We start from the raw sequence: 25533 nt of genomic DNA on the forward strand, positions 1-25533 counted from the left end.
GCATGAGCAGGGAACCCGACGGCCTCGCGGAGCTGCTCCCGCAGTGGCACCGGCTGCGGGACGCCGAGGGCGGGGAGCCGCTGCGGGCCCTGCTCGCGGTGATCGCCGAGCAGGTCGACCGGGTGCGCGACGGCGTCGACCAGAGTTACGAGGACCTCTTCGTGGAGACGGCCGCGCCCTGGGTGCTGCCGTACCTCGGCGACCTGGTCGGCTACCGGCCGCTGCCCGGGTACGAGCGGGTCCGGACGTCCGGGCTGGGTGACACCGCCGACGGAGAGGCCCGCTCCCGGCTGGCCGAGGCGCTCGCCCCGCGCCGCGACGTCGCGGCCACGGTCGCCAACCGCCGCCGCAAGGGCACCCTCGCCCTGCTGGAGGAGCTGTCCCAGGAGGTCGCCGGGTGGCCGGCCAGGGCCGTGGAGTCCTCCCGACTGGTCTCCCACCAGCAGCCGGTCAGGCTGTACGGAACGGGCTCGGCGCCCAGCGACGTACGCAGGCTGGGGCGCGGCAGGCTTGCGGACGTACGCGAGGGGGCGCAACTCGACCTGGCAGGTGGCCCGTTCGACGAGCTGGCCCGCTCCGTCGACGTACGCAGGGCAGCCTCGTCGCGACGTAGAGGCGGCCATTCCCCCGCTGGGGTGGGCCTGTTCGTGTGGCGGCTGAAGCCTTACCGGGTGAGCCGGGCACCGGCGTACTGCATCGACCGCGCCCGCAGCCTGTACGCGTTCTCCATCCTGGGCAACGACACCGCGCTGGTGACCCGCCCGGTGCCGGAACCCTCCGCCACGCACATCGCGACCGTCGACAACGTGCCCGCGTCCATCAGCCGCCGGCAGCTCGCGGACCGGCTCGCCGACCACTACGGGCCGGGCAAGAGCTTCACGGTCTGGCGTGACGGGCAGGACGAGCCGGTGCCGATGTCGGACATCGTCGTCGCGGACCTGTCCGGCTGGCGCTACCGCCCCAAGCTCGGCCAGGTGGCCGTCGACCCGCTGCTCGGCCGGATCGCCTTCGGGTCCCGCTCGGCGCCCCGGCAAGGGGTCTGGGTCACCTACCACTACGCCTTCGGCGGCGACACCGGCGGCGGCGAGTACCCGCGCGAGCGTGTCACCTCGCCCGCCGCCCGCATCTACCGGGTGGGCCCCCGTCAGGCCTACCAGCGGATCATGGACGCGTACGCGCAGTGGCGTACCGACCGGCGGTCCGGGCACTGCGGTGCCGAGGGCGTCATCGAGATCACGCACAGCGGCGCCTACCAGGAGCAGCTCGACTTCGACCTCGGCCGCGGCGACCGGCTGGAACTGCGGGCGGCCGAGGGCTGCCGCCCGGTGATCCGGCTGCTCGACTGGTACAGCAACCGCCCGGACGCGCTCAACATCCGGGCGCAGGAGGACACGCGGCACGGGCACGACGCCGACGCTCCCCGGATCGTCCTGGACGGTCTGCTGGTCACCGGACGCGGACTCCATGTCAGCGGCCCCGTCGGCGCGGTCGTGCTGCGGCACTGCACCCTGGTGCCCGGCTGGTCGCTGGAGACGGACTGCGAACCGCACTCGCCCGAGGAGCCGAGCCTGGTCCTGGACCGGACCACCGCCTGCGTGTCCATCGACCGCAGCGTCCTGGGCACCATCGAGGTGATCGGCGACGAGGTGAGCACGGACCCGCTGCCGATCCACATCCGCGACAGCATTCTGGACGCCACCGGCCACAACCTCCCGGCGCTCTCCGCCCCGGACTGCCGTCACGCGCACGCCGTGCTGCACGCGCACCGCACCACGGTCATCGGCGAGGTCCACACCCACGCGGTGCGGATCGCCGAGAACAGCGTCTTCACCGGGCAGCTGCGGGTGGCCCGGCGCGGCATCGGCTGCCTGCGGTACTGCTACGTGCCGCCCGGCTCCCGCACCCCGCGCCGCCACCGCTGCCAGCCGGACCTCGTAGGCGCCGACCAGGCCGGTCTGGTGCGCCCGCGACTGAGCAGCGAGCGGTACGGCACTCCGGCGTACGGACGGCTCGCCGACGGCGGGCCGTGGCAGATCCGGCGGGGCGCCGACGACGGTTCCGAGATGGGGGTCTTCCACCAGCTCCACGAACCGCAGCGCGAGGACAGCCTGCGGGCCCGGCTCGCCGCGTACACCCCGGCCGGCACGGACGCCGGGATCTTCCCCGTGACCTGACCGCCCTGATCCGCCCCGCCCGCCCCAGTCTCTTCCGAACTGACGTACTTCCGAGGGGGACCCCTTCCCATGCACGCAGATCTCTCCCGCGACACCTTCCGGCCGGACCGGCACTACGCGGCGGTCCTCACCCAGCAGGGCCGCGTCCAGCTGGACGCCGACGCCAACGAACAGGCCGCCATCCAGCTGCACCTGGCCCGGACCACCACCGCCGACCTGATCGGGCAGCACGGCGGCCCGAGCGGCGCGACCGGCTTCGAGGTGGGCTTCCTGGGCGGCAGCCGGGAGCTCGACGACCTGTCGCTCGGCGGCGGGCGCTACTACGTCGACGGGATCCTGCTGGACGCGACCCGGCCGGAGCCCGGCGTACCGGCCGGCGAGGACGCCGCCGACGACGCGGAGACCCCGGCGACCTGGACCTACTGGGACCAGCCGGACGGCTACCGGGACCCGGAGCGCCCCGGCGACCGGCTGCCCACCCAGTTCCCGTACCTGGCCTGCCTCAAGGTGTGGGAGCGCTCGGTGACCGCGGCCGAGGACCCGCTGCTGCGCGAGGTGGCGCTCGGGTCGGCGATGCCCGACACGGCGGCACGGATCAAGACCGTCTGGCAGGTGCTTCCGCTGCCCGGCGCGCAGCTGGAACTGGAGGACGGGGCGGCCGAGGACCAGGTCCGCGAGGCGTTCGCGCGGTGGGCGGCCGCGCAGGCGCCGACGGCACGGATGGCGGCGCGCAGCGAGCGCCCCGAGCACGCGGACGACGACCCCTGCCTGGTGGAGCCGGGCGCCCGCTACCGGGGCCCGGAGAACCAGATGTACCGCGTGGAGATCCACCAGGGCGGCGCGGCGGCGGACGCCACCTTCAAATGGTCGCGGGAGAACGGCTCCGTGACGCTGCCGGTCGACGAGATCGACGGGACCTGGGTGGAGTTGTCCTCGCTCGGCAACGACGGCAAGCTCGGTCTGAACGTCGGCGACCAGGTGGAGTTCGTGGACACCGGCTACACCAGTCGGGGCGAGCCGCTGCCACTGCTGCGGATCGAGGAGCTCGACCTGCCAGGACGACGGGTACGGCTCTCGGACGAACCGCACTCCTCGGTAGGGCGGCGCCCCGAACTCCACCCGTACCTACGGCGCTGGGACCAGCGGTCAGGTGCGCGGCACGGGGGCGGCCCGGGCCGTACGAAGCAGTCAGCGGCGACGCTGCGGGGCGGGGCGGTCCGGATCGAGGAGGGCGGCTGGCTGCCGCTGGAGGACGGCGTGTTCGTGTACTTCGAGCCGGGCCGGACCTACCGGTCCGGTGACTTCTGGACCGTCCCGGCCAGGACCGTGACGGGCGGAGTCGAGTGGCCGGCGGACGCGGCCAGCCGCCCGCTGCTGCAGTCCCCGAAGGGCATCCGGGTCCACTACGCGCCGCTGGCCTGGGTGCTGGGGGAGGGTTCGGTAGCGGACCTGCGCATGACGTTCGCACCCCTGGCCGCCGTCATCCCCGCGGCCGGTGAACAGGAACTGGCCGCGGAGGCGCGGGCCGAAGCCGAAGCGGAGGCCACGGAGACCGCCGCCGCCGGTTCGGACGGCCGGACGGCGGGGCAGGACGACGAGGGACAGCCCGAGAACTGACGCACCACCTGGGTGAAGGAGCATCACGATGGCAACGCCTCTCTCCGCCGACAAACTGCTCAAGGCCCTGCGGGACGAGGGTCTGCGTGTCGTCGAGCACCGTAACTGGCGCACGCACAACCGCAACCACAAGGGCTCGTGGGGGCCCGTGCACGGGGTGATGATCCATCACACCGTGACTTCGGGCACCCAGAGCTCCGTGGACCTCTGCTACGACGGCCATTCGAGTCTCCCGGGCCCGCTGTGCCACGGAGTGATCGCCAAGGACGGCTCGGTCCACCTGGTGGGCCATGGCCGCGCCAACCACGCCGGACTCGGCGACGACGAAGTCCTGCGCGCGGTGATCAACGAATCGTCCCTGCCCGCCGACAACGAGGCCAACACCGACGGCAACCGTTCCTTCTACGGCTTCGAGTGCGTCAACCTCGGCGACGGCAAGGACCCGTGGCCGGCGGCCCAGTTGGAGGCGATCGAGAAGGCGGCCGCCGCGATCTGCCGGGCACACGGCTGGAACCACCGCTCGGTGATAGGCCACAAGGAGTGGCAGCCGGGGAAGATCGACCCGCGCGGGTTCACGATGGACTCGATGCGCGGCAGGGTCAGGACACGCCTCGGGGGCGAGCCGGACGGCCCGTCGAAGCCGCCCGCCCCCAAGCCTCCGGCCAGGTACGAGCCGTTCCCCGGAGCCGCGTACTTCCGGGTCGGGCGGCGCAGCGCCGTCATCACGGCGATGGGAAAGAGACTGGTGGCCGAAGGCTGCGGACGGTACGAGGTCGGCCCCGGCCCGGACTGGTCCGAGGCGGACCGGAAGTCGTACGCCGCGTGGCAGCGCAAGCTGGGCTACTCGGGGAGCGGCGCGGACGGCATCCCGGGCAAGGCCAGCTGGGACAAGCTCAAGGTGCCCAACGTCTGAGCCCGCGGTGTGATGCCGGTGCGGGGGCCCTCACCTCGTCCCGTTGAGGAGAGGACCCCCGCACCCCCCGGGGTCACCCCCGGCGCACCCGCCCCACGATCCTTTTGCCGAGACGCCCGATCGAGCGCGTCGGCCGGTTCCAGGCGCGGAACGCGTCGAGGGTGCGACTGCTTCCCTCGCGCTCCACGGCCTGCTCCGCCGCGGTCAGCCCCTCGGGGGACAGGGCGCGCACCGCGGGGCGCAGCACCTCTTCCAGCAGCGCGGTACGGGTCCGGGTCCAGTCGCCGCCCGCGTGCGGGTGGGCGTTCCACACGGTGAAGCAGTCCGCCACGTACGTGGGGTCCGCCCGCAGCAGGGCCAGAACCGCGTCCCGCCGGGCAGCCCTGCCGTACGCCGCGATCAGGTCCTCGTCCCCGCTGTGCACGAACGCGTACAACTCCTCCCCGGGCCGGCCGGGGGCGAGCAGTCGCTCGGCCAGGGCGCCGAAGGCGTGCTCCAGGGCCGGGGGTTCAGCCGGTTCGGCGCGGCTGCGCAGCGTCCGGGCACGGTCCGCCCATCCGGGTTCCGCCGTCCCCGAGCGCAGGTCGCGCGCGAAGTCCAGCAGCATCAGGCAGGCGCGTAGCCGGGCACCGATCTCCTGCGGGAAGCCGCGCAGCAGGTCGTGGGCGAGCTCGGGAGCGTCCTCGTCCCCCGCGGGGGCGGCGAGGGCGGCGTCGACCAGGCGTGACCAGGTGCCGGCCGTCCGGTGGGCGTCGGAGGTGGTCTCGCCCAGCAGCGACCGGGCCTCGCCCGAGGTCGGGGTCTCCTCGCCCCACACCAGGCCGACAGCGGTCCGCAGCACCAGCGGCTCGGTGAACGGGGACATGCCCGCCGCGCGCAGCACCGTGTGCAGGACCTCCACCCGGTCCGCTCCCCGCGCCCTGGCCCCGGGTGCCTCGGCGCACATGCGCAGATGTGGCAGGGTCTGCGTCCCGGTGAACGGCAGGGCCACCCGGACCAGCAGCAGTTCCGTGGCCGCGGGGTGGTCCGGGGCGAGCCGGTCCAGCTCGCCCAGGAGCGCCGTACGGACGTCGAACTGCTCGTCCAGCAGGTCGGGCAGCGTGCGGCACGCGCCCGCCCCGGGGTCGTCGAGCAGCGAGCGGGCCAGCCGGCCCACGACCCCGGGAAGCAGCTCGGAGCAGTCGACGCCGAGCAGCCGGGTGATCCGCAGCAGCTGCACGGTCCGTGCGACCCCCCGAGGCACCCTGGCGGTGAGTTCGGCCAGCAGTTCGTCGCCGAGCTCCTCGACCAGCGCGGCGAGCGCGCGCTCCCCGGCGGGCTCCTCGAACGCCGAACGCGCGGGCGGCTCCAGGGTCACGTCGCCGCCCCGTACCGCCTCCGTCACCAGAAGGGCGGCCAGCGGCGCGGTGACGGCTGCGGGGCAGCGGCCGTCGAGCGCCGTCAGAAGCCGGAGCGCCGCGGCGCACTCCGCGGCCGTGCGGTCGTCGGCGGGCGCGGTCAGCGCGTCGGTCAGCTGCCGGATGCCCTTCTCGTCCAGGGCGTAGGGCCGCACGGCCGCCCAGTCGGCCGCCGCGGCCCGCTCGCCGGACCCGAGCGCGATGCCGGCGCCGAGCGCCGTGACGGCGAGCGGCCCGGCGGCGAAGGGCTCACCCGGCAGTTCCGCCGCCTCGCGGAAGAGCTCAGGGGACCGGCTGCGCCAGATCCGGGCCGCGGTCCCCGCCCAGACGTCGTCCACCGTCCCGGAGGGGCGCGGACCGGAGGAGGTGTGTACACGGAAGCGCGGGTCGCGGACATCGGGTGCGTCCTCGGGCAGGACACCGAAGACCTGGTGCGAGGTGCGTCCGGGGTGCCGGGTGTACGTGGTGAAGGTCAGCCGCTCGGCATGCTCCCGGGGCAGCACGGCCGTGGCCAGCGCGACCCAGCGGGCCACATCCGCGCTCTGCCGCTCCACGAGCACGACCGGTGGCGCGGAGGGGTCTTCGCTCACCCGGCGCAGATCGCTGAGCACGGCGGCGAGCCACGGGCTGCGGGACACGGCGAAGTCGCCGAGGCCTTCCCGGGTGAGCCCCCGGGAGGGGCCGTGCGTGGTCGACATCGAGGTCAGGGGATCGGGCAGCATGCGGTCCGGCGTCGTGGAGAGCCACCCCGCGGCCCCCCACGCGGCGACCGGGAGCACTCGGCCGGGCAGCGGCGTGCCGGGCAGGAGGTGCACGGCGTGCGCGTGGAATCCGCCCCCGCCGGTGGCCACCGTACGGCTCAGCAGATGACTGCCGTCGGAGAGTGTGACGAAGCCGAACGCCATCGGCAGCGCCCGGAGCCGGGCATCGGTGAGCCGCTCGGCAGTGTCCGCCGGTGCGTCGTACGCCAGAAGCGGTGCGGCCTCCTCGCGCACCGGCCCGGCTATCGCGGGGTCCACGGCGGTGAACCGGCCGGCGGACACCCCGTCCCCGGACGCCACGGAGGTGTAGTGCAACTGCGGGAGGCTCATGCGTAGGCCCTCATCGTCCCTGCCACGTGCGTCCCCGTCACGCGCACCGGCCGCCGCTCGCCGCCCTGTCGGTGCGGCCCGGCCCGGCGGAGCGACGACCCCGGCGGGGAGCTTTCCGTAGTCGTGCGGGCGACGCTATCAAGCCCTGACGCCCCATTGGGCCGCACGTGGCACGAGGAGGCCCTAGGTTGGCCGTATGACCGAGGTGACGCTTTCCGCGGGAGTGGTGGAGTACGAGGACACGGGCGGCGAAGGGCCTGTGGTGGTCCTGCTCCACGGGGTGGCGATGGACGGTTCGCTCTGGCGCCATGTGGTCGCCGGGCTGGGCCCCGACTTCAGATGCGTGGTGCCCACGCTGCCGCTGGGGGCCCACCGCAGGCCGATGCGCCCGGATGCCGATCTGACGGTCCTCGGGGTCGCCCACCTGGTGGCCGAGTTCCTGGAGGAGTTGGACCTGCGGGACGTCACTCTGGTGATGAGCGACTGGGGCGGGGCACAGGCCCTCGTCGCTGAGGGCCGGGACCAGCGGATCGGCAGGCTGGTGATCACGTCCTGCGAGGCCTTCGACAACTTTCCGCCCGGCCTGCCCGGCCGCAATCTGCACGCCGCGGCCAAGCTGCCCGGTGGACTGCGGCTCGCCTTCGCACTGCTGAAGCTGAAGCCGATGCGCCGAACCCCCCTGACCTGGGGGTGGATGAGCAAACGGCCGGTCCCGCACGACGTGATGGACGCGTGGTTCCGGCCGCTGTGGACCTCCGCCGCGATCCGGCGGGACCTGCGGGCGTATGTGCTCGGGGTGCCGCCCCGGGACGAACTCCTGGCGTGGGCTGAAGCGCTGCGTACGTTTGACCGCCCCGCACTCGTCGTCTGGGCGGCCGAGGACAAGGTCATGCCGCTCGCCCACGGCCGACGACTGGCGGACATGCTGCCCAGGGGTGAACTCGTGGAGATCACCGACAGCTTCACCCTCATCCCCGAGGACCAGCCGCAGCGGCTGTGCGAGGCGGTCAGATCGTTCGTACCGCTGTCCTGAACGCGGCCCGTCCGGGAGCGGGGCGCGCTTTCCCGCACTCCCGCACCCGGCCGGGCCGGGCAGGAGGGGCGCCGTGGGCTTCCCTGAGTGCCCGCGCCGCGGCGAGCCGCTCCCGGGCCGTGGCCGTCGGGTACAGATGGGCGACCCGCTTGTCGGCCGCGTCCTGCCTGCGCTCCAGCAGCCCATGGTCGGTGAGCTGGGAGACGAGGGCACTCACGTTGTTCGGCTTCATCAGCAGGGCTTCGGCCGTCTCGCGGACGGTGATCCCTTCGCGTTCCTCGACGAGGAACAGCAGCGCCATCTGACCGTCAGGAAGCCGCGGATGCGGAAACTGCGCGACCTTCCGCTCCAGACCCCGCTGCAGCGCACGCAGGACCGCCACGAGCGCGGAGGCTACGCGGTCGATGTCCTGTTCGGGCGCGGTGGGAGCGGGCATGCCCACAGCGTAGGTACTGGTGAAATAGCTATGCCAACATACGCAAATGCGGTGTGGGGCCGACAGGGCGGCGGGTGGTATACGTGCCCTGGAAAGCCCCGAGATGCCGCGAACGCGGTCGAGAGAAGGATCGTGGACAAGCCGACGCACCTGATCGAGTTCGAGACGATGCTGCTAGGGCGGCACCTCCATCTGAACGCGCCCCGGCGGGGCGGGGGGCACCTCGACCGCAGCGCGTACACCCTGCTGAGCCGGATCCGTATGGAAGGGCCGATGTCCATCGGCCGGCTGAGCGAGGCCTTCGGTCTCGACGCCTCCACCCTGAACCGGCAGACCGCCGCCATGCTGCGCGCCGGTCTCGTCGAGCGGATCCCGGATCCCGATGGAGGCATCGCCCGAAAGTTCCGCATCACCGGTGCGGGTGAACTCAGCCTCGACGCCGAACGTACGGACAACATCAGCGGTCTGGAGCGGGTCATGGCCGACTGGTCGTCCGAGGAGGTCGCCGCCTTCGCCGCCTGCCTCAGGCGATTCAACAGTGACATCGAAAAACACGACGGCCGTCCCTGGCCCCGGCCCTGAGCGCAGGGCACCCGGTTTTTCGCACGCGTTACCCGCACGCCGCGCGGGCGTGACAGTCCGTCGTATACCCGTGAGGGTCTTCGACGTGCCCGCCCCGCAGGGGACGGGACCCGGCACCTCGACGAGCGCATCGTCGAGGACGCCCTGCACCGTGCGCCGCAGGGCTCGGGCGAATGGCTGCCCGAGGACGTATACAGCTGATCGCGGACCGGTCGGCCGCCGTGCTCGCCCCGCGCGGTCCGTCCGAAAGCCCGGGCCGCCGGGACAGCCGGTCCCGACGGCTGGGACCGTAGGCGAAGGTGTGAAGCGCAGCTGCGACGGCGCTTAAGAAATCCTCGATGGACCTGGGGCCCGGCGTGCGGCAGGGTCTCTGTGACGGCAGCGAGCAGCGAATCACTCGTTTCGCCCTGCTCCGTCCGCCGTCACCCCCACACCCCGGGCCGCAGGCCGACTTCGGCATGCCCCGGCCCGGGTCATTCGCACGTACCAGGTACAGGGAGCCGCAGTCGTGAAGGCACTCGTGAAGCACAAGGCCGAGCCGGGACTGTGGCTGATGGATGTGCCGGAGCCGGAGACCGGTCCCGGGGACGTGCTGATCAAGGTCCTGCGCACCGGTATCTGCGGCACCGACCTGCACATCCGCGACTACGACGGCTGGGCGCAGCAGGCCGTGCGGACCCCGCTCGTCCTGGGCCACGAGTTCGTCGGCGAGGTCGCCGGGATCGGCGCGGACGTCGTCGACATCAAGATCGGCGACCTGGTCAGCGGCGAGGGCCATCTCGTCTGCGGGAAGTGCCGCAACTGTCTTGCCGGGCGCCGGCACCTGTGCCGCTCCACCCTGGGGCTCGGTGTCGGCCGGGACGGGGCGTTCGCCGAGTTCCTGGCACTGCCCGCGTCGAACGTCTGGGTGCACCGGGACGAGGTCGACCTCGATGTCGCCGCCATCTTCGACCCGTTCGGCAACGCCGTGCACACCGCACTGTCCTTTCCCCTGGTCGGCGAGGACGTGCTGATCACCGGCGCGGGCCCGATCGGCATCATGGCCGCCGCCGTCGCCCGCCATGCGGGCGCCCGCAACGTCGTCATCACCGACGTCAGCGAGGCCCGGCTCGAACTGGCCAGGAAGGTCGGGGTGAACCTCGCCCTGAACGTCGGCGACGGGACCATCGCCGACGGCCAGCGCCGGCTCGGCCTGCGGGAGGGCTTCGACATCGGTCTGGAGATGTCCGGACGCCCCGAGGCCATGCGGGACATGATCGCGAACATGACCCACGGCGGCAGGATCGCGATGCTCGGACTGCCGTCCGCCGAATTCCCCGTCGACTGGTCCCGGATCGTCACCTCGATGCTCACGATCAAGGGCATCTACGGCCGGGAGATGTACGAGACCTGGTACGCCATGTCCGTACTCCTGGAGGGCGGGCTCGACCTCGCCCCGGTGATCACCGGCCGGTACGGCTACCGCGACTTCGAAGCCGCCTTCGACGACGCGGCGAGCGGTCTCGGCGGCAAGGTACTGCTCGACTGGACCGCCTGAAGCCCCTCGTACGCACCCGTATCCACCTGGGAGACATCCGACATGTTCGACTCCGTACGCGACGAACTGCGCACCACCCTCGACGAGATCCGCGACGCCGGACTCCAGAAGCCCGAACGGGTCATCGGCAGCCCGCAGTCCGCCACCGTCGCCGTCACCTCCGGTGGCCGCGCGGGTGAGGTGCTCAACTTCTGCGCCAACAACTACCTGGGCCTCGCCGACCACCCCGAGGTCGTCGCCGCCGCCCACGAGGCGCTCGACCGCTGGGGCTACGGGCTCGCGTCCGTCCGCTTCATCTGCGGTACCCAGGAGGTCCACAAGGAGCTGGAGCAGCGGCTCTCCGCCTTCCTCGGGCAGGAGGACACGATCCTCTACTCCTCCTGCTTCGACGCCAACGGCGGCGTCTTCGAGACCCTCCTCGGCCCCGAGGACGCGGTGATCTCCGACGCCCTCAACCACGCCTCCATCATCGACGGCATCCGCCTCTCCAAGGCGAAGCGCCACCGTTATGCCAATCGCGACATGGCCGACCTGGAACAGCAGCTCAAGGAGGCGTCCGGGGCGCGGCGCCGCCTCGTCGTCACCGACGGCGTCTTCTCCATGGACGGTTACGTCGCCCCGCTCGCCGAGATCTGTGACCTCGCCGACCGCTACGACGCCATGGTCATGGTCGACGACTCGCATGCCGTCGGCTTCGTCGGCCCCGGCGGCCGGGGCACCCCCGAGCTGCACGGCGTCATGGACCGGGTCGACATCATCACCGGCACGCTGGGCAAGGCCCTGGGCGGCGCGTCGGGCGGTTACGTCGCCGCGCGAGCCGAGATCGTCGCGCTGCTGCGCCAGCGCTCGCGCCCGTACCTCTTCTCCAACTCGCTCGCCCCGGTCATCGCCGCCGCCTCCCTCAAGGTCATCGACCTGCTGGAGTCCGCCGGTGACCTGCGTGAGCGTCTCGACGCCAACACCGCGCTCTTCCGCTCCCGGATGACCGAGGAGGGCTTCGACATCCTGCCCGGCGACCACGCCATCGCGCCCGTCATGATCGGGGACGCGGCGAAGGCGGGCCGGCTGGCGGAGCTGCTCCTCGAGCGCGGTGTGTACGTGATCGGGTTCTCGTACCCCGTCGTCCCGCAGGGCGCCGCGCGCATCCGCGTCCAGCTCTCCGCCGCGCACTCCACGGACGACGTCAACCGCGCCGTGGACGCGTTCGTCGACGCACGGGCCGCGCTCGAGGCGTAGGGCCGCAAATGAAGGCACAGGGCCGCGCCTGAGGCGTAGAACCGTCTCACGACCTGGGACAATGAGCGCATGATCGATGCACGGCGGCTGCGCATCCTCCGTGCGGTGGCCGACCACCGCACGGTGACCGCCGCGGCCGCCGCGCTGTATCTGACCCCCTCGGCGGTCTCCCAGCAGCTCGCCGCACTGGAGCAGGAGACCGGCCACCGGCTGGTCGAGCGCGGGGCGCGGGGTGCCCGGATGACCGCCGCCGGGGAGATCCTGCTGACCCACGCCAACGCCGTCCTCGCCCAGCTGGAGCGGGCGGAGGCGGAGCTCGCCGACTACAGCGCGGGCGTCGCGGGGACGGTCACCGTCGCCGCGTTCGCCACGGGCATCGGCCTTGTCCTCGCCCCCGCGATCGCCGAACTCACCCGTACCGCGCCGGGTGTCCGGGTCCGGGTGCAGGACGCCGAGGGCGACGCGAGCGTGCCGATGGTGCTGGACCGTCAGGTCGATGTGGCGGTCGCCGTCGAATACCGGGGCGCGCCCGGTGCCGAAGACCGGCGCCTGACCCGGATCCCGCTGTACTCCGAACCCTTCGACGCGGTGCTGCCGGTCGGGCACCGTTTCGCGGGCCAGGACCACGTCGCCGTCGCCGATCTGGCCAAGGACACGTGGATCGGCCCGTACCCCGGCAACCCCTGCCACGACGTGGTGGTCCTGGCCTGCGAGCACGCCGGCTTCGAGCCCCTGCTGGAGCACTCCTCCGACGACTTCCACGCCGTGGTCGCCCTGGCCGGGGCGGGCGCCGGTGTGGCGCTGGTGCCCCGCTCGGCGCTGCGCGGCACGGAGCTCGGCCGGGTCGTCGTACGGCCGGTGGAGGGCGCCGCCCCCACCCGGAGGGTCTTCGCAGCGGTACGGCAGGGCGCCGAGGGGCACCCGCTGATCAAGCCGGTCCTGGAAGCGCTGCGCGCGGCGGCCGGGCCCGTGTGACGTACCGGGCCGGCGGTCACGCGGGCTGCAGCAGGTCCCACCGGTTGCCGTAGAGGTCCTCGAACACCGCGACGGAGCCGTACGTCTCGTGCCTCGGCTCCTCCAGGAAGCGGACCCCGGCGGCCCGCATCCGCCGGTGGTCACCGGCGAAGTCCTCCGTGTGCAGGAAGAAGCCGACCCGCCCGCCCGTCTGCGCCCCGGTACTCGCGCGCTGGGCCTCGTCCTTGGCGCGCGCCAGAAGCAGTCCTGTGCCCGCGGTGCCCCGCGGCCGCACGACGACCCAGCGGGAGCCTTCGCCCCGGTCCGTGTCCTCGACCAGCTCGAACCCGAGGGCGTCGGTATAGAAGGAGAGGGCCTCGTCGTAGTCGCGGACGACCAGCGTGACCAGGGCGATATGGGGCATGGGACCGATCCTCGTCCAGGTGGGTGCGAAGCGTGAGTTATACGTAACACTAACGTGCTTCCGTCCCGTCCGGGCACAATCCCGCCATGGACACGAGCGACCTCGCCGCCCTGACCGACGTGCCGGCCGCCTCGCCGCGACCGGCAGCCGGCGCATCCTCGGCATCGCGGGAGAGCCCGGCGCCGGGAAGTCCACGCTGGCCGCCCGGATCGTCGAAGCGCTCGAAGGACGGGCCGTCCTCGTCCCGATGGACGGCTTCCACCTGGCCGGGGCGGAGCTGGAACGTCTCGGCCGGACCGACCGCAAGGGCGCCCCCGACACCTTCGACGCCGCCGGATACGCGGCCCTGCTCCGCAGGCTGCGGGACCCGGGGGAGACCTGCCCGGTGTACGCGCCCGCCTTCGACCGTGCGCTGGAGGAGCCCGTCGCCGGTTCCGTCCGCGTCCCCCCGGACATCCCGCTCGTGGTGACCGAGGGCAACTACCTGCTGCTGGACGAGGGGCCCTGGACGCCGGTACGCGGGCTGCTGGACGAGGTGTGGTTCCTGGACGTCGATCCGGCGGCCCGGGTCAGCGGACTCGTGGAGCGGCACGTGCGCTTCGGGAAGTCCCGACGCCACGCCGAGCGCTGGGTCGCCGAGTCCGACGAGCGGAACGCCCGGCTGGTCGAGCGGCATCGCGACCGTGCCGACCTTGTCGTGCGGCGCCGCTGAACCCGCCCGGGCACGCCCCGTATCCGCTCGCGTCCACCGGGCCGGGCGGGCAGGATGCTGTGTGCCGCGTCGCCCGTCCAGGAGGTTCCCCATGCCCAGCACCGATCAGCCCGTGCCCTTCACCGCCGACGACTACCGGGCCAGGATGACCCGCGCCGCCGAATCCGCCGACGCCGCGGGCCTGGCCGGTGTCCTCGTGGCGCCGGGACCCGACATGGTCCACCTCACCGGCTACCGGCCGACCGCGACCACCGAGCGCCTCACCCTGCTCGTCCTGCGGGCGGGCCACGATCCCGTCCTCGTCGTCCCGGCCCTGGAGGCGGCGGACGCCGAACGTGCGGCGGGTTCCCCCGCCCTCACCCTGCGGGACTGGACGGACGCCGCGAACCCGTACACCCTGACCGCCGGACTCCTCGACGCCAAGGGCCGGTTCGGAATCAGCGACAACGCCTGGGCCCTGCACCTCCTGGCGCTGCACACGCTCCTCCCCGACACCTCCTACGCCTCGCTCACCGACGCCCTGCCGATGCTGCGCGCCGTCAAGGACGCGGCCGAGCTGGAACGGCTGGCCGCCGCGGGGGCGGCCGCCGACGCGACGTACGAGCAGATCCTGAAGGTCCGCTTCGCCGGCCGGCGGGAGAGCGACGTGGCCGCCGACCTGGCCGCCCTCCTCACCGGACACGGCCACTCCCAGGTCGACTTCACCGTGGTCGGCTCCGGCCCGAACGGTGCCGACCCGCACCACGAGGCGGGCGACCGCACCATCGAGCGGGGCGACATGGTCGTCCTGGACTTCGGGGGCCTGAAGCACGGTTACGGCTCCGACACCTCCCGTACGGTCCACGTCGGCGAACCCACCGCCGAGGAGCAGCGGGTCCACGACGTCGTACGGGAGGCGCAGGAGGCGGGCTGCCGTGCCGTGCGGCCCGGAGCAGCCTGCCAGGACATCGACCGGGCGGCCCGCGCCGTCATCACCGAATTCGGCTACGGCGAACGGTTCATCCACCGCACCGGACACGGCATCGGTGTCACCACCCATGAACCGCCCTACATGATCGAGGGCGAGGAGCAGCCGCTCGTGCCCGGCATGTGCTTCTCCGTGGAGCCGGGCATCTACCTCCCGGGCCGCTTCGGCGTCCGTATCGAGGACATCGTCACGGTCACCGAGAGCGGGGGCAGGCGGCTGAACACCACCGCTCGCGATCTGGCGGTCGTCGAATAGAGCCTGCCCTCGGTCCTGCGGCCCGCGGTCGCGGAACCGGTGCGGCACGTCCTGGGACAGGGCAGCGGACGGTCGCCCGCTCCGTCCGGCCGGGCGTGAGCTCCCACGAAGTGCACGGATGTGCAAGGGCGTTGTTCAGTCGTCGGCGAGTACGACACACGATTCCGGCGGCAGATGCAGTACTCCGCCGTCGCCGGGAGCCTCGACCGGCTCCCAGGCGGCCAGCACCCTCCCCCCGCCGGATCGGTGCCGGCCGGCGCCCAGCGGGACGGCGGCAGGCTTCCCGGAAAGGTTGACCGCGATCCGCAGGTCGCCCCTGCGGTAGGCGATCCAGCCGGAGCCCTGGTCGTACGCCGTCCTCACCGAGGCGAGGTCCGGGTCGGAGAGGTCCGGCAGAGCGCGGCGCAGGGTGATCAGCTCCCGGTACCAGGACCGCAGCCGGGCGTGCGGCTCGCGCTCCGGTTCGCTCCAGTCGAGGCAGGAGCGGTCCCGGGTGGCCGGGTGCTGCGGATCGGGGATGTCCTCCTCCGCCCAGCCGTGCGCCGCGAACTCCCGCCGTCTGCCGTCGCGTACGGCGCGGGCCAGCTCCGGATCCGTGTGGTCGGTGAAGAACTGCCACGGGGTGCGGGCGCCCCACTCCTCGCCCATGAACAGCATCGGGGTGAAGGGCCCGGTGAGCACGAGCGCCGCGGCGCACGCCTGCAGGCCGGGGCTCAGCGAGGAGGCGAGCCGGTCCCCGAGGGCGCGGTTGCCGATCTGGTCGTGCGTCTGGGCGTAGCCGACGAAGCGGTGCGCGGGCGTCCGGGTGACGTCCACCGGACGGCCGTGCGTGCGGCCCCGGAAGCTGGAGTGGGTGCCGTTGTGGAAGAACGCGCTGGTCACCGTCTTGGCGAGGGCGGCAAGCGGGGCGGTCGCGAAGTCGGCGTAGTAGCCCTGGGACTCGCCGGTGAGCGCGGTGTGCAGGGCATGGTGGAAGTCGTCGTTCCACTGGGCGTGCAGGCCGATGCCGCCCTCCGTGCGCGGCGTGGTCGTACGTGGATCGCATAGGTCGGACTCCGCGATCAGCCCGAGCGGCCGGCCGAGCTCCGTGGCGAGCGCGTCGACGGCGGTGGAGAGCTCCTCCAGGAACGTGAGCGCCCGGCCGTCGGCCAGTGCGTGCACGGCGTCCAGACGCAGCCCGTCCAGGTGGTAGTCCCGCAGCCAGGCCAGCGCACTGCCCAGCAGGTACGCGCGCACCTCGTCGGAACCGGGGGCATCGAGATTGACGGCCGTGCCCCAGGGGGTGTGGTGGGTGTCCGTGAAGTACGGGCCGAAGGCCGGAAGGTAGTTGCCCGACGGGCCCAGGTGGTTGTGGACCACGTCCAGGACGACCGCGAGACCCAGGCCGTGCGCCGTGTCGACGAAGTGCTTCAGCCCGGCCGGGCCGCCGTACGGCTCGTGCACGGCCCAGAGCGAGACTCCTTCGTACCCCCACCCGTGGGTTCCCGGGAACGGACAGACGGGCATCAGCTCCACATGGGTGATGCCGAGGTCCACGAGGTGTCCGAGCCGCTCGACCGCGGCCTCGAAGGTCCCCGCGTCCGTGAACGTGCCGATGTGCAGTTCGTACAGGACGGCGCCCTGCAGCCCGCGCCCCGCCCAGGCTGTCGTCTGCCAGGCGTACGCCGCCGGCTCGACCACCGCGCTCATGCCGTCCGGTCCGTCCGGCTGGCGGCGGGAGCGCGGATCGGGCAGCACGGGGCCGTCGTCGAGCGAGAAGCCGTAACGGTCGCCGTCCGCCGCCGCCGCCTCGGCCGTCCACCAGCCCGCACGCTGCGGGTCGCGGTCCATCGGACTCCGCCCGTCCGCCGTGCACAGCACGACCGACCCGGCGGCGGGGGCCCACACCTCGAACTGCATCCACCACTCCTCGTCCATGAACCGGAAGCCCCACCCGGAGGCCCCATGACCGGCGGAAGTCGCACACACGGCCCCGGGACACCGGAGCCAGTCCGTAACCGGCGATCAGGGTCAGGTCCTGATCATTGCCCTACCGGGTTCCGCTCATACGTAATGAACCCGAGCAGTACTCCCGAGGTCCCTCCCACGGCTGCTGGAGGCCGAGATGACCGTGCCGTCCTTCCCACCCGGCTTCCTGTGGGGAGCCTCCGCCTCCGCTTTCCAGACGGAAGGGGCCTTCGACGCGGACGGCAAGGGGCCTTCCGGCTGGGACGCCTTCGCCGCACAGCCAGGCCGCATCAAGGACGGCACCGACACCACCCGCGGCACCGGCTTCCACGAGCGCTACCGTGAGGACGTCGCCCTGCTCGCCGGACTCGGCGCGGACGCCTTCCGCTTCTCCATCAGCTGGCCCCGCGTCGTCCCCGGTGGCAGCGGCTCTCTCAACCCCGCGGGACTGGACTTCTACGACCGCCTCGTCGACGAACTCTGCGCCCACGGCATCACACCCGCCCCCACGCTCTACCACTGGGACACCCCGCTCCCGCTGGACGAGGCGGGCGGCTGGCTCAACCGGGACACCGCATACCGCTTCGCGGAGTACGCGGGCATCGTCGCGGAACGCCTCGCCGACCGGGTACCCATGTGGATCACCATCAACGAACCGGCGGAGGTGACCATGCTCGGCTACGCCCTCGGGGAGCACGCCCCCGGCCGGACCCTTCTCTTCGACGCCCTGCCGGCCGCCCACCACCAGCTGCTCGCCCATGGGCTGGCCGTACGGGCACTGCGCGCCGCGGGCGCCGGCAACATCGGCATCGCGCTCTCCCACAGCCCCGTCTGGACGGCGGGGGACACCGACGAGGACCGCATGGGTGCCGAGCTCTACGACACCCTCACCAACTGGCTGTTCGCCGACCCGGTCCTCACCGGCCGCTATCCCGACGACGGGTTCGCCGCCCTGATGCCCGGACCGGTCGAGGACGACCTCAGGACCATCTCCACGCCCCTGGACTGGTACGGCGTCAACTACTACAACCCGACCCTCGTCGGTGCCCCGAGGCCGGAAGCGCTCGACTCCTTCTCCGGCTACTCGATGCCCGCCGGACTTCCCTTCGGCATCAGGGAGATCGAGGGATACGACACGACGGACTTCGGCTGGCCCGTCGTCCCCCAGGGGCTCGCGGAGACCCTCGGTCAGCTCCGGGACCGCTTCGGCGACCGGCTCCCGCCCGTCTACATCACGGAGAACGGCTGCGCGGTCGACGAGCCCGTCGCCGACGGCCGCCGCATCACCTTCCTGGAAGGGCACCTGGAGGCGCTGCGTACGGCCATCGACGCGGGCGCCGACGTACGGGGCTACTTCACCTGGTCCCTGACCGACAACGTCGAATGGACCGAGGGTGCCAGCAAGCGGTTCGGCCTGGTCCACATCGACTACGAGACCCTGCGGCGCACCCCCAAGGACTCCTACACCTGGTACCGCGACGTGATCCGGGCGCAGCGCACGGGCACCGGCGCACCCTGCCCGGAACTCACACCAGGTGAACACGCTCCTGGGTGATGCGGTGCCCGGCCCGCGCGAAAGCGGCGGCCATCGGCAGGTTGCCACGGTCCGTCGCGCCCGCCACGGACGTGGCGCCCTCACCGGCGAGGAAGCGGGTGCACTCGACGAGGAGGTCGTAGCCGTACCCGTGTCCCCGCGCTTCGGGAACGACCCCGATGAACCCGATGCACGGGCCACCAGGATTGCGGGCGGGCACATGGATGCCCGCCAGTGCGCCGTCCGGGGTGTACGCGAGCTGCCACCAGGAGCGTGGCGAGGGGCACCAGTTGAAGAAGTCCAGCTCCTCCCGGGCGGCCAGTTCCAGACCGCCGGGGCCCTCGATGGCACGCCGTGCGTGTGCGTCCAGCGTCACGGAATGGACCCGGCGCAAGACCTCCAGGATCACCGCGTCGTCGGGCTCCTCGCGGAACTCCAGCCGGCCGGACCGCTCGGGCAGGCCGTCCGAGGGCGTCCACTCGTAGCGGTAGCGCTCGACCAGCGGCCTCATCCCTGCCGCCTCGGCTGCCGCGATCCGTGCCGAGGCGGCCGCCAGCACCGCCGGCACGTCCCGCCAGCGGGGCGGCACGATCAGTTCGTACTCGACGGACCACGGCGCCCGGCGCAGCAGCTCGACTGCGGCGGCGTCCTCGCCCTCGGCGAAGTCGAAGTAGTTGAGCAGGACGGGCTCGGTGTCCCCGGGCCCGCCCCACCAGGCGGCCCTGGCGACGACGTCGCCGTCGCGCAGGGCGACCCAGGTCCACTCGGGGCGGTACTCACCGCCCTCGTGCACGGTGGCATAACGGTGGCCGAACGCGGCACGGCCGACCAGCCGGGGATCTTGCAGGGCATGGAAGAGGTGGGCGTCGCCAGGGGTGAGCGAACGGATGACCGGAACGGTCATGGAAGTGTCCTCCGGGACTGGGTGACGGAAGTACGCGCTCCCGGTCAGACCGAGTCCGACACCGCCCGGCGGACGGGACGGGAGCGCGGGAACGAAGTGGTATGCACCTGTCTCGCCTCCTTCCGCGTCCTGGGCCGGGTTTCTTCCGTGACAGTACGGGCCCGGGCGCGCGGGGTCCACCGGTTTACGCTCGTCCCGGTTCACGGCTGGTCCCACACCATGTCGAACGCCCGCTCGAAGTTGACGTAACCCAGGCGCGCGAACGCTCCGGCCATCGGCACGTTGCCGAGATCCGTCGCGGCCCGGATGCGGTCCACGCCCTGGGCCAGCAGCACCCGGGTGCCTTCCGTGAGGATGCCGTCGATGTGAGCGTTGCCGCGGTGCGCCGGCAGCACGCCGATGTACGCGATCACCGGGTGGTAGTTGTTGCGGGCCGGAATGACGAACCCCACCGGTTCACCGCCGGGGAAGTCCGGCTATACGCACCACTCCTGAGGGGGCTTCAGGTGTTCTGATCCGCTGCGGCGCAGGTCAGGGCGGCCGGAACCGGTCATCGTCTGGACACCTCGGGCGTCTCGGACCGACAATCGGTTCTGTGACGTCCTCCTTCGAGTCTTACACGTATCCCGCGCGGCTGTCGGACGCCGAGCGCGACCGTGTCCTCGGCGTGCTCAGAGACGGCGCAGCGCAAGGGAAGCTCTCCCACGACACCTTCCTGCGGCGCATGGAACTGGCCCTGACCGCCCGGCGTTCCGAGGAGCTGAAGGCGCTCACCTCGGATTTGGAGCCGTCGGGCGGGCGCTGGTCCCGCGGCCTGTTCCGCGCGGTGGGCGGCGTCTCCGCCTTTCCGGCACGGCTGCGCAGGGCCTGGCAGTCCGAGCGGCTGCCCAGGCTCCTGCTGCCGATGCCCGGCCCGCACCCGCTGCGCATCGGCCGCGACCCGGGGAACGGACTCCGGCTCAGCCACGAGACGGTGTCGCGGATGCACGCCGAACTGACCTCGCACGGCGATCGATGGATTCTGCGCGACCTGGGCTCGACGAACGGCACCTGTGTCAACGGGCAGCGGGTCGTCGGCTCGGTCGCGGTGCGCGACGGGGACCAGGTGAGTTTCGGCCGGATGACCTACCGGCTCGCCGCTTCCCTCCCCGTACCCCCCGCCTGAGCCTGGGCCCCTCAGCTCCCCGCCCTCGCCAGCAGCGCCACCGGCCGGTCGGCGAAGAGCTCCGCCACCGGGACCGCGGGCCCCGTGAACTCCCGTCCCGGCGACAGGAGATCGGTCCACGGTCCCTCGTCGGGCAGCGTCAGCGACGTATCGCGCCAGCCGCCCTCCTCGTCGAGCCGCAGTGCCAGCCGGGTCACCGCCGTGATCACCTCGCCGGACCGGCAGAACGCCAGGCAGTGCGCGGCCGCGGGCCCCCGGGCCGCCAGGGGGGCGTAGGTGCCCGATTCGCCGAAGAGTTCCGGGCGATCCCGGCGCAGGCGCAGCGCGGCCGTGGTCAGCGCGGTCTTCTCGTCGCCTCCGGCAGACCGGGTGAACGGACGCCGGTTGTCCGGGTCGACCAGTGCGACGTACTCCCGCTCCGTGCCCTGATACAGATCGGGCACGCCCGGCATCGTCAGATGCACCAGCGCGGCCCCCAGCGCATTGGCCCGTACGAAGGGGGTGAGCGTGTCCGCGAACCGGGTCATCGTCTCCCGTGCCTCACCCGCGTCGCTGCCCGGGCCCGCCGCCACGAAATCGGTCACGGCCCGCTCGTACGCCGGGTCCGGCTCGGTCCAGCTGGTGAACAGGCCCGCCTCGCGCACGGACTTCAGCAGCGCCGGCTCCAGCCTGCCCGCCATCTCGCCGGCGGGCAGGCCCGCGCAGCCGAACGCCGACTGCCAGGCCTGCCAGGCCAGCTGGGGATCCGGGGCCGCTACGGACGACGCCCTGGACAGCTGAGCCACCAGCGAGGACCACCGCTCGGGGCACTCGGACAGGACCGCGATCCGGGCCCGTACATCCCCGCTGCGTTTGGTGTCGTGGGTGGTCAGCACCGTGCCGGTGGCCGGCCAGTCCCGCGCGATCCGGTCACAGAAGGCGTGGAACTCCTCCGGGCTCACCGCCGGCCGGCCCGGGTCGCCGCCCACCTCGGTCGCAGAGATCAGCGGGACGTAACGGTAGAACGCCATGTCCTCCACCGACTTGGCGTGCAGCGCGGACGCCGTCTGCGCGAACCGGGCGCAGAACGCGACGTGTTCGGGCCCGCCGCCGAGGCGGCCCAGTGCCAGATCCCGTACGACGTCGACGGCCTCCGCCTCCTGGGGGACCGAGAACACCGCCTTGGCGTCCCGCACGGCCTCGGCGGGCAGCGTCGACTCGGCGATCTCCGTGAGCGGGCCGCCCGCCGTCACGTACGGCCGGTAGACGGGCACCCGCACCAGCAGTTCGCGCACCGCGGTGTGGAGGGCCCAGGGAGCGTGGTCGTGCAGTGCGGCGTCCCCCGCACACGCCTCGACGGCGAGACGCGTCAGCCACTCCGTTTCGGCGGCCAGTTCACGGGTGACCACGCGGTACGCCGCGCGCCGCACGGTCGCCGTCCAGTAACCGCCGCGGTCCCCGGGAGGCCCCGCGAAGCCCCGGTAGCGGCCGAGCAGGTCCGCCGCGCCCATCGGGTCGGTGAACAGACCGTCGATCCGGTGCAGCGCGTCGTACCCGGTCGTCCCCGCGACCGCCCAGCCGGCCGGCAGGGACTCGGGACCGGTGAGGATCTTCTCGACCACCGTCCACCGCCGGCCGGTGGCCTCGCCGAGGCGACCGAGATACGCGGCCGGATCGGCCAGCCCGTCCGGGTGGTCGATGCGCAGCCCGTCGATGACTCCGTCGCGGACCAGTTCGAGAATCTTGCCGTGCGTGGCGGCGAAGACCTCGGGGTGCTCCACCCGGACACCGATCAGATCGGAGATGGTGAAGAACCTCCGGTAGTTCAGCTCCGTCCTGGCCAGACGCCACCAGGCGAGCCGGTAGTGCTGGGCGGCCAGCAGCTCCGGCAGCGGGAGGCCCGCCGTGCCCTTGCGCAGGGGGAACTCCAGATCGCCGTAGCGGAGCACGGGTGTGCCGTCGTCCCTGGTGCCCGGCTCGAACCTGCCGCTCTCCTCGCCGACCCGGCCCGCCAGTACGGGAAGCAGCACCTTCCCGCCGCCCGCCGCCCAGTCGATGTCGAACCAGCGGGCGTACGGGGAGTCCCGGCCCTCGCGCAGCACCTCCCACAGCGGCAGGTTGTGCCGGGGTGCGGCGGCCATGTGGTTCGGCACGATGTCCAGGACGATCCCGAGACCGTGGGCGCGGGCCGTACCGGCCAGCGCCCGCAGGCCCTCCTCGCCCCCGAACTCGGCCCGCACCGTGTGATGGTCCACGACGTCGTAGCCGTGCCCGGAACCGGGCACCGACTCCAGGACGGGCGACAGATGCAGATGGGAGACGCCGAGCTCGGCGAGATACGGCACGGCGTCCGCGGCCGCGGCGAACGGGAAGTCCGGCTGGAGCTGAAGCCGGTACGTGGCGGTGGGCGTCATGGACTCGTACGTACCCCGCCGGGGGCCTCTGTCCCACCTTCTCCGCCACCGGGCACCGACCGGGTGGCGCCCACCAGGTGCCAGTCACTCCATCGGCCTACGCCGGACGCTTGAGCACCGTCAGACTCCGCCCGACCAGGGTCACGCGCTCGCCCGCCGACACCTTGGGCCCCGCACCGGGCGGCACCCCGTCCGGGATCGCCGTGTCCACCACGACCTGCCACTGCTTGCCGTGGTTCGTCGGGACGGCGAACTCCAGGGTCTCGGCGCCCGCGTTGAACATCAGCAGGAACGAGTCGTCGGAGATGCGCTCCCCGCGCGGGCCCGGCTCGGAGATCGCGTGGCCGTTGAGGAAGACGGTCATGGCTCTGGCGTGCGCCGCCTGCCAGTCCCGCTGTTTCATCTCCTCACCCCGCGGGGTGAACCACGCGATGTCGGACAGCTCGTCGTGCGTGCCCTCGACCGGGCGCCCGTGGAAGAAGCGGCGGCGCCGGAAGACCGGGTGGTCGCGGCGCAGCCAGACCATGGCCCGCGTGAACTCCAGCAGGCCGGCGTCCGTGTCGCCGCCGTCCTCGGCGCCCTTGGCGGCGGCCGGGCCGGGCCAGTGGACCCAGGAGAGCTCGTTGTCCTGGCAGTAGCCGTTGTTGTTGCCCCGCTGGGTCCGCGCGAACTCGTCGCCGTGACTCAGCATGGGCACGCCCTGGGAGAGCATCAGAGTGGCGATGAAGTTGCGCATCTGACGGCTGCGCAGCTCCAGGACCTCCTTGTCCTCGGTGTCGCCCTCCGCCCCGCAGTTCCAGCTGCGGTTGTGGCTCTCACCGTCCCGGTTGCCCTCGCCGTTGGCGTCGTTGTGCTTGTCGTTGTACGAGACCAGGTCGTGCAGCGTGAAGCCGTCGTGGCAGGTGGTGAAGTTGATCGAGGCCAGCGGGCGCCTGCCGTCGTCCTGGTAGAGGTCCGAGGAGCCGGTGAGCCGTCCGGCGAACTCCGCGAGGGTCCGGGGCTCGCCCCGCCACATGTCCCGCACCGTGTCCCGGTACTTGCCGTTCCACTCGGTCCACAGCGGCGGGAAGTTCCCCACCTGGTAGCCGCCCTCGCCCACGTCCCAGGGTTCGGCGATCAGCTTCACCTGGCTGACCACCGGGTCCTGTTGCACCAGGTCGAAGAACGACGACAGCCGGTCCACCTCGTGGAACTGCCGTGCGAGCGTAGCCGCCAGGTCGAAGCGGAACCCGTCCACGTGCATCTCGGTCACCCAGTACCGCAGCGAGTCCATGATCAGCTGCAGGACGTGCGGGGACCGCATCAGCAGCGAGTTCCCGGTGCCGGTGGTGTCCATGTAGTACTTCTGGTCGTCGGCCAGGCGGTAGTACGAAGCGTTGTCCAGGCCCCGGAACGAGAGTGTCGGACCGAGGTGGTTGCCCTCCGCCGTGTGGTTGTAGACCACGTCGAGGATCACCTCGATGCCCGCCTGGTGCAGTGCCTTCACGGCCTGTTTGAACTCCAGCACCTGTTCACCGCGGTCGCCCCAGGAGGCGTACGCGTTGTGCGGGGCGAAGAAGCCGATGGTGTTGTAGCCCCAGTAGTTGGCGAGCCCCGCGTCGGCGAGACGGTGGTCCTGGACGAACTGGTGCACCGGCATCAGCTCGATCGCCGTGATACCCAGCTCCGTCAGATGGGCGATGACCGCGGGATGCGCGAGCCCCGCGTAGGTGCCGCGCAGCTCCTCGGGCAGCTTCGGGTGAAGCATCGTCAGGCCCTTCACATGGGCCTCGTAGATCACCGTGCGGTGGTAATCGGTCCGCGGACTGCGGTCGTCCCCCCAGTCGAAGTACGGATTGACCACGACCGAGCTCATCGTGTGCGGCGCGGAGTCGAGGTCGTTGCGCTCGTCCGGCTTGCCGAACGGATAGCCGTACACCGCCTCGCCCCACTGGATCTTTCCCGAGATCGCACGTGCGTACGGATCGAGGAGCAGCTTTGCCGAGTTGCAGCGCTGCCCGCGCTGCGGTTCGTACGGCCCGTGCACCCGGAAGCCGTAGCGCTGCCCCGGCATCACCCCGGGGAGATAGGCATGACGGACGAAGGCGTCGGTCTCGCGCAGCTCCACCGCCGTTTCTGAACCGTCGTCGTGCAGCAGGCACAACTCGATTCTGTCGGCGGACTCCGAGAAGACCGCGAAGTTGGTTCCGGCGCCGTCGTACGTGGCGCCCAGGGGGTACGCGTGTCCCGGCCAGACCTGCATAAATAGGACTCTTCCACTTC

The 25533-nt window shown here is 72.2% G+C and carries 18 protein-coding genes and 2 pseudogenes; 12 read left to right on the plus strand and 8 right to left on the minus strand.

Translation table 11 applies throughout. The annotated features are described in order from the left end of the window. Positions 1 to 2 precede the first annotated feature (2 nt). The 3 genes from ACWD04_RS23470 (at position 3) to ACWD04_RS23480 (ending at position 4704) form a co-directional block, all read left to right on the plus strand. Positions 3 to 2174 carry a hypothetical protein gene (locus ACWD04_RS23470; RefSeq protein WP_451134910.1) on the plus strand — a complete coding sequence of 724 codons (2172 nt, stop codon included), beginning with the start codon at positions 3 to 5 and terminating at the stop codon, positions 2172 to 2174. A 69-nt stretch (positions 2175 to 2243) separates the two neighbouring features. Further along, positions 2244 to 3791 (plus strand): DUF6519 domain-containing protein, encoded by a 1548-nt coding sequence (locus ACWD04_RS23475; RefSeq protein WP_451134912.1) that lies wholly within the window; start codon positions 2244 to 2246, stop codon positions 3789 to 3791. 28 nt (positions 3792 to 3819) lie between these two features. Further along, on the plus strand, positions 3820 to 4704 hold the full coding sequence (locus tag ACWD04_RS23480) for a peptidoglycan-binding protein (protein ID WP_451134914.1): 885 nt from the start codon (positions 3820 to 3822) through the stop codon (positions 4702 to 4704). Between the two features lie 73 nt (positions 4705 to 4777). Here ACWD04_RS23480 and ACWD04_RS23485 read toward each other — a convergent pair whose 3' ends face one another. Further along, positions 4778 to 7192 (minus strand): GTPase-associated protein 1-related protein, encoded by a 2415-nt coding sequence (locus ACWD04_RS23485; protein ID WP_451134916.1) that lies wholly within the window; start codon positions 7190 to 7192, stop codon positions 4778 to 4780. Positions 7193 to 7388: 196 nt separating this feature from the next. On the opposite strand from ACWD04_RS23485, the gene ACWD04_RS23490 reads away from it, so the two are divergent. Continuing rightward, complete coding sequence (locus tag ACWD04_RS23490) at positions 7389 to 8225, plus strand: alpha/beta fold hydrolase (RefSeq protein ID WP_451134918.1); 837 nt, start codon at positions 7389 to 7391, stop codon at positions 8223 to 8225. Here the strand turns inward: ACWD04_RS23490 and ACWD04_RS23495 are convergent. Beyond that, complete coding sequence (locus ACWD04_RS23495) at positions 8200 to 8661, minus strand: MarR family winged helix-turn-helix transcriptional regulator (protein ID WP_451134920.1); 462 nt, start codon at positions 8659 to 8661, stop codon at positions 8200 to 8202. The genes ACWD04_RS23490 and ACWD04_RS23495 overlap by 26 nt on opposite strands. Before the next feature lie 168 nt (positions 8662 to 8829). On the opposite strand from ACWD04_RS23495, the gene ACWD04_RS23500 reads away from it, so the two are divergent. The 4 genes from ACWD04_RS23500 (at position 8830) to ACWD04_RS23515 (ending at position 12991) form a co-directional block, all read left to right on the plus strand. Further along, the gene (locus tag ACWD04_RS23500; protein ID WP_451135018.1) at positions 8830 to 9243 is read left to right on the plus strand and encodes a MarR family winged helix-turn-helix transcriptional regulator; all 414 of its coding nucleotides are present in this window, start codon (positions 8830 to 8832) and stop codon (positions 9241 to 9243) included. 508 nt (positions 9244 to 9751) lie between these two features. Then, positions 9752 to 10780 (plus strand): L-threonine 3-dehydrogenase, encoded by a 1029-nt coding sequence (tdh, locus tag ACWD04_RS23505; RefSeq protein WP_451134922.1) that lies wholly within the window; start codon positions 9752 to 9754, stop codon positions 10778 to 10780. A 42-nt stretch (positions 10781 to 10822) separates the two neighbouring features. Continuing rightward, entirely contained in the window at positions 10823 to 12016 is a 1194-nt protein-coding gene (locus ACWD04_RS23510) for a glycine C-acetyltransferase (protein ID WP_451134924.1), read from the plus strand. A 69-nt stretch (positions 12017 to 12085) separates the two neighbouring features. Further along, positions 12086 to 12991, plus strand: coding sequence for a LysR family transcriptional regulator (locus tag ACWD04_RS23515; RefSeq protein ID WP_451134926.1), 906 nt, complete (start codon positions 12086 to 12088; stop codon positions 12989 to 12991). Between the two features lie 16 nt (positions 12992 to 13007). On the opposite strand, the gene ACWD04_RS23520 is transcribed toward ACWD04_RS23515, so the two are convergent. Further along, positions 13008 to 13394, minus strand: coding sequence for a VOC family protein (locus ACWD04_RS23520; RefSeq protein WP_451134928.1), 387 nt, complete (start codon positions 13392 to 13394; stop codon positions 13008 to 13010). Positions 13395 to 13480: 86 nt separating this feature from the next. Between ACWD04_RS23520 and ACWD04_RS23525 the strand changes: the two are divergent. Both ACWD04_RS23525 and ACWD04_RS23530 read left to right on the plus strand, forming a co-directional pair. Beyond that, positions 13481 to 14106, plus strand: a pseudogene (locus tag ACWD04_RS23525) (nucleoside/nucleotide kinase family protein). A 91-nt stretch (positions 14107 to 14197) separates the two neighbouring features. Beyond that, the gene (locus ACWD04_RS23530) at positions 14198 to 15328 is read left to right on the plus strand and encodes a M24 family metallopeptidase (protein ID WP_451134930.1); all 1131 of its coding nucleotides are present in this window, start codon (positions 14198 to 14200) and stop codon (positions 15326 to 15328) included. Between the two features lie 135 nt (positions 15329 to 15463). Here ACWD04_RS23530 and treZ read toward each other — a convergent pair whose 3' ends face one another. Beyond that, complete coding sequence (treZ, locus tag ACWD04_RS23535) at positions 15464 to 17227, minus strand: malto-oligosyltrehalose trehalohydrolase (protein WP_451134932.1); 1764 nt, start codon at positions 17225 to 17227, stop codon at positions 15464 to 15466. 205 nt (positions 17228 to 17432) lie between these two features. Between treZ and ACWD04_RS23540 the strand changes: the two genes are divergently transcribed. Continuing rightward, on the plus strand, positions 17433 to 18830 hold the full coding sequence (locus ACWD04_RS23540; protein ID WP_451134934.1) for a GH1 family beta-glucosidase: 1398 nt from the start codon (positions 17433 to 17435) through the stop codon (positions 18828 to 18830). Here the strand turns inward: ACWD04_RS23540 and ACWD04_RS23545 are convergent. Beyond that, entirely contained in the window at positions 18802 to 19713 is a 912-nt protein-coding gene (locus ACWD04_RS23545) for a GNAT family N-acetyltransferase (protein WP_451134936.1), read from the minus strand. The two genes, ACWD04_RS23540 and ACWD04_RS23545, sit on opposite strands and share 29 nt — an antisense overlap. A 200-nt stretch (positions 19714 to 19913) precedes the next feature. Then, positions 19914 to 20186 (minus strand): annotated as a pseudogene (locus ACWD04_RS23550) (GNAT family N-acetyltransferase); the annotation flags it as partial. 122 nt (positions 20187 to 20308) lie between these two features. Between ACWD04_RS23550 and ACWD04_RS23555 the strand changes: the two are divergent. Then, positions 20309 to 20878 carry a DUF1707 and FHA domain-containing protein gene (locus ACWD04_RS23555; RefSeq protein ID WP_451134938.1) on the plus strand — a complete coding sequence of 190 codons (570 nt, stop codon included), beginning with the start codon at positions 20309 to 20311 and terminating at the stop codon, positions 20876 to 20878. 11 nt (positions 20879 to 20889) lie between these two features. On the opposite strand, the gene treY is transcribed toward ACWD04_RS23555, so the two are convergent. Continuing rightward, positions 20890 to 23271, minus strand: coding sequence for a malto-oligosyltrehalose synthase (treY, locus tag ACWD04_RS23560; RefSeq protein WP_451134940.1), 2382 nt, complete (start codon positions 23269 to 23271; stop codon positions 20890 to 20892). 97 nt (positions 23272 to 23368) lie between these two features. Continuing rightward, on the minus strand, positions 23369 to 25513 hold the full coding sequence (glgX, locus tag ACWD04_RS23565) for a glycogen debranching protein GlgX (RefSeq protein ID WP_451134942.1): 2145 nt from the start codon (positions 25511 to 25513) through the stop codon (positions 23369 to 23371). Positions 25514 to 25533: the final 20 nt, after the last annotated feature.

This window comes from Streptomyces sp. NPDC002911 (assembly GCF_053591835.1).

Coding starts and splice junctions, on each gene's coding strand:
- ACWD04_RS23470 (WP_451134910.1), top strand. CDS start 3: ATGAGCAGGGAACCCGACGGCCTCGCGGAGCTGCTCCCGCAGTGGCAC.
- ACWD04_RS23475 (WP_451134912.1), top strand. CDS start 2,244: ATGCACGCAGATCTCTCCCGCGACACCTTCCGGCCGGACCGGCACTAC.
- ACWD04_RS23480 (WP_451134914.1), top strand. CDS start 3,820: ATGGCAACGCCTCTCTCCGCCGACAAACTGCTCAAGGCCCTGCGGGAC.
- ACWD04_RS23485 (WP_451134916.1), bottom strand. CDS start 7,192: ATGAGCCTCCCGCAGTTGCACTACACCTCCGTGGCGTCCGGGGACGGG.
- ACWD04_RS23490 (WP_451134918.1), top strand. CDS start 7,389: ATGACCGAGGTGACGCTTTCCGCGGGAGTGGTGGAGTACGAGGACACG.
- ACWD04_RS23495 (WP_451134920.1), bottom strand. CDS start 8,661: ATGCCCGCTCCCACCGCGCCCGAACAGGACATCGACCGCGTAGCCTCC.
- ACWD04_RS23500 (WP_451135018.1), top strand. CDS start 8,830: ATGCTGCTAGGGCGGCACCTCCATCTGAACGCGCCCCGGCGGGGCGGG.
- ACWD04_RS23510 (WP_451134924.1), top strand. CDS start 10,823: ATGTTCGACTCCGTACGCGACGAACTGCGCACCACCCTCGACGAGATC.
- ACWD04_RS23515 (WP_451134926.1), top strand. CDS start 12,086: ATGATCGATGCACGGCGGCTGCGCATCCTCCGTGCGGTGGCCGACCAC.
- ACWD04_RS23520 (WP_451134928.1), bottom strand. CDS start 13,394: ATGCCCCATATCGCCCTGGTCACGCTGGTCGTCCGCGACTACGACGAG.
- ACWD04_RS23530 (WP_451134930.1), top strand. CDS start 14,198: ATGCCCAGCACCGATCAGCCCGTGCCCTTCACCGCCGACGACTACCGG.
- treZ (WP_451134932.1), bottom strand. CDS start 17,227: ATGCAGTTCGAGGTGTGGGCCCCCGCCGCCGGGTCGGTCGTGCTGTGC.
- ACWD04_RS23540 (WP_451134934.1), top strand. CDS start 17,433: ATGACCGTGCCGTCCTTCCCACCCGGCTTCCTGTGGGGAGCCTCCGCC.
- ACWD04_RS23545 (WP_451134936.1), bottom strand. CDS start 19,713: ATGACCGTTCCGGTCATCCGTTCGCTCACCCCTGGCGACGCCCACCTC.
- treY (WP_451134940.1), bottom strand. CDS start 23,271: ATGACGCCCACCGCCACGTACCGGCTTCAGCTCCAGCCGGACTTCCCG.
- glgX (WP_451134942.1), bottom strand. CDS start 25,513: ATGCAGGTCTGGCCGGGACACGCGTACCCCCTGGGCGCCACGTACGAC.